The organism is Actinomadura sp. NPDC048032, assembly GCF_040653175.1.
Lineage (GTDB): Bacteria > Actinomycetota > Actinomycetes > Streptosporangiales > Streptosporangiaceae > Spirillospora > Spirillospora verrucosospora.
The window spans coordinates 1-6,480 of sequence record NZ_JBEZJP010000453.1 but is presented as its reverse complement, the minus strand read 5'-3'; the positions used below and the strand labels follow the sequence as shown (position 1 = coordinate 6,480).

At 75.1% G+C, this 6,480-nt stretch carries 7 protein-coding genes; 4 read left to right on the top strand and 3 right to left on the bottom strand.

Features of this window, described 5'->3' with window-relative positions; genetic code table 11:
* The 3 genes from AB0C69_RS36095 to AB0C69_RS36085 all read left to right on the top strand — a co-directional run.
* A partial coding sequence (locus AB0C69_RS36095) for an aldehyde dehydrogenase family protein (protein ID WP_360359909.1) occupies positions 1 to 1,269 on the top strand: 1,269 nt, incomplete at its 5' end.
* A gap of 96 nt (positions 1,270 to 1,365) precedes the next feature.
* Positions 1,366 to 2,115 carry a hypothetical protein gene (locus AB0C69_RS36090; protein ID WP_345176023.1) on the top strand — a complete coding sequence of 250 codons (750 nt, stop codon included), beginning with the start codon at positions 1,366 to 1,368 and terminating at the stop codon, positions 2,113 to 2,115.
* A gap of 36 nt (positions 2,116 to 2,151) precedes the next feature.
* Positions 2,152 to 3,003, top strand: a complete 852-nt coding sequence (locus tag AB0C69_RS36085; protein WP_360359906.1) for an AraC family transcriptional regulator — start codon at positions 2,152 to 2,154, stop codon at positions 3,001 to 3,003.
* Positions 3,004 to 3,014: 11 nt separating this feature from the next.
* On the opposite strand, the gene AB0C69_RS36080 is transcribed toward AB0C69_RS36085, so the two are convergent.
* The 3 genes from AB0C69_RS36080 to AB0C69_RS36070 form a co-directional block, all read right to left on the bottom strand.
* Positions 3,015 to 3,344 (bottom strand): multidrug efflux SMR transporter, encoded by a 330-nt coding sequence (locus tag AB0C69_RS36080; protein ID WP_345176028.1) that lies wholly within the window; start codon positions 3,342 to 3,344, stop codon positions 3,015 to 3,017.
* Positions 3,344 to 4,210, bottom strand: coding sequence for an LLM class flavin-dependent oxidoreductase (locus AB0C69_RS36075; protein WP_353835723.1), 867 nt, complete (start codon positions 4,208 to 4,210; stop codon positions 3,344 to 3,346). Before AB0C69_RS36075 ends, AB0C69_RS36080 begins: the two co-directional genes overlap by 1 nt.
* Positions 4,211 to 4,281: 71 nt before the next feature.
* Positions 4,282 to 5,430 (bottom strand): helix-turn-helix domain-containing protein, encoded by a 1,149-nt coding sequence (locus tag AB0C69_RS36070; protein ID WP_360359902.1) that lies wholly within the window; start codon positions 5,428 to 5,430, stop codon positions 4,282 to 4,284.
* Between the two features lie 126 nt (positions 5,431 to 5,556).
* On the opposite strand from AB0C69_RS36070, the gene AB0C69_RS36065 reads away from it, so the two are divergent.
* Complete coding sequence (locus AB0C69_RS36065; RefSeq protein ID WP_345176034.1) at positions 5,557 to 6,351, top strand: class II aldolase/adducin family protein; 795 nt, start codon at positions 5,557 to 5,559, stop codon at positions 6,349 to 6,351.
* Positions 6,352 to 6,480 lie beyond the last annotated feature (129 nt).

Below are 6,480 nucleotides of genomic sequence, written 5' to 3'. Positions count from 1 at the left end.
GCGGCGCAGGCAGCCTACGCCGGGTGGCGCCGCGACGAGGCCGCGCGCCGCAAGGCGCTGCTCGCCGCGGCCGAGGTCATGTTCGCCAGGTCCGAGGAGATCGGCCGGATCCTCACGCTGGAGCAGGGCAAGCCCCTTGCCGACGCGACCATGGAGGTCGTCGGCGCGGGCGTGTGGCTGAAGTACTTCGCCGGCCTGGAGATGCCCCGCGAGGTCATCCAGGACGACGCCGGCGCGCGGGTGGAGGTCGTGCGCCGCCCGATGGGCGTGGTCGCCGCGATCACCCCGTGGAACTACCCCCTGCTCCTGGCCGTCTGGAAGCTCGCCCCGGCGCTGCTCGCGGGCAACACGATGGTCCTCAAGCCGTCCCCCTTCACGCCGCTGTCGAGCCTGAAGCTCGGCGAGGTGCTGCGCGACGTCCTGCCGCCCGGCGTGCTGAACGTCGTCACCGGCGGCGACGAGCTCGGCGCCTGGATGACCGGCCACGAGGTGCCCCGCAAGATCAGTTTCACCGGCAGCGTCGCGACCGGCAAGCGCGTCGCGGCCGCGGCGGCGCCCGACCTGAAGCGCGTCACGCTGGAGCTCGGCGGCAACGACCCGGCGATCCTGCTCGACGACGCCGACCCGGCCGCGGTCGCCGACCGGCTGTTCGGCGCCGCGTTCCAGAACAACGGCCAGGTCTGCTCGGCGATCAAGCGCGTGTACGTCCCGGAGGCCCTCTACGGGGACGTGGTGGACGCGCTCGCCGAGCGGGCGAAGGCCGCACGGGTCGGCAACGGGATGGACGAGGGCGTCCAGTACGGGCCGATCAACAACCGGCCGCAGTACGAGCGGGTCGGCGAGCTGGTCGCCGACGCGCTCGCGGGCGGCGCCCGCGCGGCGGCGGGCGGCGGGCCGATCGACGGGCCCGGCTACTTCTTCGAGCCGACGATCCTCGCCGACGTCTCCGACGGCGCCCGGATCGTGGACGAGGAGCAGTTCGGCCCCGCACTGCCGGTCATCAGGTACACCGACCTTGAGGACGCCGTCGCGCGCGCCAACGGCACCCACTTCGGGCTGTCCGGATCGGTGTGGGGAACCGACGCCGACCGGGCCGCCGAGGTCGCCGGGCGGCTGGAGTGCGGCACCGCGTGGGTCAACACCCACCTGGCCCTCGCCCCCCACCAGCCGTTCGGCGGCTTCAAGTGGAGCGGCGTCGGCGTGGAGAACGGCCCGTGGGGCCTGTACGGGTTCACCGAGCTCCAGGTGATCCACCGCTCGAAGGGCTGAGCGCCCCGGGCGGGGCCCGGCGGCCGGGCCCCGCCCGGCGTGGCACACTTTCCGGACGGGGAGCGTGGATCACCGCACCGACCCTGGAGGACCCGGATGCACACCTGGGACGTCATGCGGCAGGACGACCTCGGCAACGTCTTCCGCGTCGCGGCGCACGACTCCCGCATCTCCGCGCTGGCCCAGGCCATGGTCCTGGAGAGCGGCGTCCGGCACCGGCAGATGTACTGGGTGGACGGCCCGCCCGGCCCCGCCGTGCGCACCAACCGCGACCTGTACCTGGTGTTCCTCCATCTCGGGCAGGAGGCGAGGGCGGCCTCGTGGTCGCTGTCGGCGTTCCTGCGCTCGCTGTGGAAGGTCGGCGCCGTGCTCGCCGACCAGGCGCGGCTGGAGCCCGACGACGTGGCGGCGATGTTCGCGGCGGCGGCCGTCACGCCGCCCGCCTCCTTCGACCCCGCCTGGAGCGGCAAGGACCTGTCGCTGCCCGGAGACGAGCCGGAGGGGTACGCCGACTGGGAGCGCGTCCTGCTCTCCCAGATCGCCGATCTGGAGGACTTCCTGGCCGCTCCCCCGGGCCCGCAGGCCCGGTTCGGCGTGGAGGCCCCCCGCCCGCCGGGTTCCGGGGCCCGCGCCACCCCGGCCCGCTGGTACAACTTCGACCCGGCGACCTACCTCGAGTGCGCCGTGGCGGGCAGCCTCGGCGGATGGGACGCGGCCGACGGCGCCCGCGTGCCGCTGCCGGCCGGCCCCGGCGAGCCGCCGGCGCGCTCCTATGTCCGCGCGCTCACCACGATGAGCTGGAGCGATCTGGCCCGCATCGCGGTCTGCGGGCAGATGTACGAGTAGCCCGCCCTGTCGCCCCCGCGTGGTAGGACTGGCCTCATGAGCGAGCGGCCGGTCGAGTTCGGCGACCGGGGCGGCTGGTGCCTGGCGAGGGGCCGCCCCCACCCGGCGCTGCGCCCGTTCCTGCGCTCCTACGACGGCTACTGGGAGACGGAGTCCGTGCCGTCCCGGATGCGGACCCTGCCCACCCGCACCACCGTGGTGATCCTCAACCTGGGCCCGCCGCTCCACCTGGAGGTCCCCGACCCGGGGGTGCGCGACCGGGCGTACGGGTCGTTCGTCGCGGGGATGCACGACGGCCACGGCATGTACCTCAGCCCGGGCGGGCAGCGCGGCATCCAGCTCGACGTGACCCCGCTCGGCGCCTACACGCTGCTCGGCGTCCCGATGGCGCGACTCACCAACGCCGCCGCCGAGCTGCCCGACCTGCTGGGCCGGGAGGCGCGGACGCTGGTCGAGCGGCTCGCCGACGCGCGCACCTGGGGCGCGCGGTTCGCCGTCCTGGACGCCTTCCTGCTGCGCCGCCTCGACGCCGGTCCCGTCCCCGACCGGGAGGTGGCCCGGGCGTGGCGGCTGCTGGACGGGGACCCCTCCCTGCCGGTCGCCGACCTCGCCGACGTCGGCTGGAGCCGCAAGCACCTCACCCACCGGTTCCGGGAGCAGGCCGGGCTGCCGCCCAAGGTGATGGCGCGGGTGCTGCGCTTCCAGCGCGCCGTCGGGCTGCTCCGAGGCGGCGCCGGGCCCGCCGAGGCCGCGTTCGCGTGCGGCTACTACGACCAGGCCCATCTCAACCGCGACTTTCGCGCCCTGGCGGGCTGCACGCCCACCGAGCTGGTCGGCGGCCCGCCGGAGCCGCGGAGCGTCTCCGCGCCGGCCGGGGCCTCCGCCTGAGCCGGCCGGGGTCAGCTCTGGTGGACGCCGCCGCCCAGGTTCATCACGATGACGCCGAGCACGATGATGACGGCGCCGGCGATGGTCAGCGGTCTGACCGGCTCGTCGAACAGCACGACGCCGCCCGCGAACGCGCCGATCGTGCCGAGCGCGGACCAGATGGCGTAGACGGGCCCGACGTTCAGCGACGTCAGCGCCCTGGCCATGAGGACGAAGGAGATCAGGTACCCGGCCACCACGATCAGCGAGGGCCCCAGCCGGGTGAAGCCTTCGGAGGCGCGCATCGCCAGCGTCGCCGTGACCTCGAAGGCGATCGCGAGGCCGAGCAGGACGAAGGGCATCAGCGGGCCTCGCCGTGCTCGGCGGCGATCGCCTCGAAGACCTTCATGTCCGCCGCGAACGGCGAGCCGGGGCGGGGCCAGTGCAGCGCGATCTCGGTGATGCCGAGTTCGGCGTAGCGGCCGGCCAGGTCGGCGAACGCGCCGGTCGACTCCAGCCAGGGCTCGTCGTTGAAGCCGGTCAGCAGGACGAGGTCGTCGAGGCGGCGGCCCTCGGCGTCGCACGCGGCGCGCAGGGCCTCCAGCCGGGAGCGGACGATGCCGTACGGCTCGTCCCCCTCGCCGTGGGCGCTGGTCACCCAGCCCGTGCCGTACCGGGCGGCGAGCCGCATCCCGCGCGGCCCGTCCCCCGCGATGACGAACGGCACGCGGGGGCGCTGGACGCAGCCGGGCTCCTGCACGACCTCGCGCGCGGTGTAGTACTCCCCGGCGAACGAGGTCTCGGGGCCGGTCAGCAGGCGGTCCAGCAGTTCCACCCACTCGGCGAAGCGGGAGGCGCGCTCGCCCGGACTCCAGTCGTCGCCGAGGATCCCGGCGTCGGACGCGCGGCGCGTGCCGCCCGCCCCGACGCCGACGGTCAGGCGCCCGCCGCTCACGTGGTCGATCGTCTTGATCGCGTGCGCGGTCGGCACGGGATGCCGGAAGTTCGGCGAGGTCACCAGCGTGCCGATCCGGACGCGGGAGGTGACCGCCGCGGCGGCGGCGAGGGTGGTGTAGGCGTCGTACCAGGGCGTCGTGCCGCGCCAGGCGATGTGGTCGTACACCCAGGCGTGCCGGAACCCGAGGTCCTCGGCACGCCGCCACGGCTCCCCGGCCTCCGGCCAGGACAGCATGGGCCACATCACGGCGCCGATCCTCGGTGCGGTCACCGGCTCCTCCGTTCTCTCCGGCGCCCCCCCGCGGAACGCCAACACCAATAGATACATGCCATCGCCGCGGTTCACGCACCGGACCGCGCAAGCCACCGGTGCAGGGCCCACCACCAGTTCGCGGTCCGGGAGACCGCCGCGCCCGCGCCGGGGTCGAGCAGGGGCCGCCCGGCCAGCTCCTGGAAGCGGCGGATCCGGTACTTCACGGTGTTCCCGTGGACGTGCAGCGCCGCGGCCGTCGGCTCGATCCGGCCGCCGTGGTCGAGGTAGGCCAGCGCGGTCTCGGCCAGTTCCCGGTGGAACGGCTCGGCGGGGTCGAGGCCCGGCAGCAGCGCGCCGGCGAGCAGGCCGCCGAGTTCCGGCTCGGCCTCGGTGGCGGTGAGCAGCGCGAGGTCGGCCAGCTCCCGCATCCCGGTGAGCCCGGCGGCGGCGCCCGCCCGCAGCGCCCGCCGTCCGAGCGCGTACATCGGCGCGACCTCGCCGGGACGGGCGGGAGGGGCGGCCACCAGCAGCGGGCCGGAAGGCCCAGCGACCGGGTCCCGCGGTCCGGGCAGCCGGGCGACGAGGGCCGCGAGCCGCCCGTCGACGAGCCCGCACAGGCTCGGCCCGGCGGCGGTGAGCGCCGCCTCCAGCCGTCCCGCCACCGCGGGGTCGCTGACGTCGGAGACCACGCAGTGGTAGGCGGCGCGGGCGTCGAGCGGGGCGAGCACGGGGACGGACTCGCCGTGCAGCAGCTGCCGGAGCATCTGGAGGCGCCCCTCGCGGACGGTCCGCGCCATCTCCAGCTCGGCGACCCGGTGCGCGTGGACCATCCGCTGCACCAGCGCGGTGGTGATCTCGTCGATGCGGGTCACGCCGTCCAGCAGCGCCGCGTCCGGGACGCCCCTGCGGCGGCCGTCGGCGACGAGGGCCCGGACGAGGTGGGCGCGGCCCGCCTGGAAGCCGTCCAGGAACGCCGCGACGGGCACGCCCTGCCGGGCCCGGTCCGAGCCGAGCCGCTCCGCCGCCGCGAGCGCCTCCTCGCTCGGCTCGCCGTCCTCCAGCGCGGTGAGCACGCCGTGCACCAGGGCGCGGGTGTGCCGCCTGGTCTCCTCCTCCGGCAGCGCCGCCACCAGCTCCGACCGGCCGCGGGCGGCGCGGACCGTCGCCTCCAGCAGCACCGGATCGTCGGTGTGCTCGATCAGCAACCGCAGGAACCGGTCGCCTGCGCTGGGCTCCATCCCTCCATTGTGCGGCCCGGTTGTCCGTTCCGGACAACCGGGCGTGCGGGCGTTGGGCGTCGCCGGTCTAGCCGGGAGGGCCGGCCATGGTGTTCGGTGGTCGGGAGACGAGCCAAGGAGTGCGCGATGTCCGACGAGGAAGAGTTCCTGGAGAAGCTGCCGACCGACCTGATCTTCCGGCTGCCGCCCACCTTCGACGACGTCGCGGACGAGCGCCGGCACCGCAAGGAGAGGCTCGCCGCCGCGCTGCGCGTCTTCGGCAAGTTCGGCTTCGAGGAGGGCGTGGCCGGGCACATCACCGCCCGCGACCCCGAGCGCACCGACCATTTCTGGGTGAACCCGTTCGGCATGTCGTTCAAGCACATCCGGGTCAGCGACCTGATCCTGGTGAACCACGAGGGCAAGGTCGTCGAGGGGCGCTACCCGGTCAACGAGGCGGCGTTCGCGATCCACTCGCAGGTGCACCAGGCGCGCCCGGACGTGGTGGCGGCCGCGCACAGCCACTCCACCCACGGGCGGGCGATCTCCGCTCTCGGGCAGAAGCTGGAGCCCATCACGCAGGACGTGTGCGCGTTCTACCAGGACCACGGCCTGTTCGACGACTACACCGGCGTCGTCACCGACCTGGAGGAGGGCAAGCGCATCGCCGCCGCCCTCGGCGGCCACAAGGCCGTCATCCTGCGCAACCACGGCCTGCTCACCGTCGGCGACACCGTGGACGCCGCCGCGTGGTGGTTCATCACGATGGAGCGCTCCTGCCAGGTGCAGCTGCTGGCCAAGGCGGCGGGGCAGGTCGTCCCGATCGAGCACGACAACGCCGTCCTGACCCACGAGCAGATCGGCAACGACCTGGTCGGCTGGATCAACTACCAGCCCCTCTACGACCAGATCACCCGCGAGCAGCCCGACCTGTTCGAGTAGGGGGCCCCTCCCCCGGCCCCGGCCCCGGGGCCCGCGCGGGCCGCGGCGGCCGGGGGGGCGCGGGCCCCCGCCGCGCCCCCGCGGGGGGGGGGGGGGGGCGGGCGGGGGCGGGGGGGGGCCGCGCGGCCC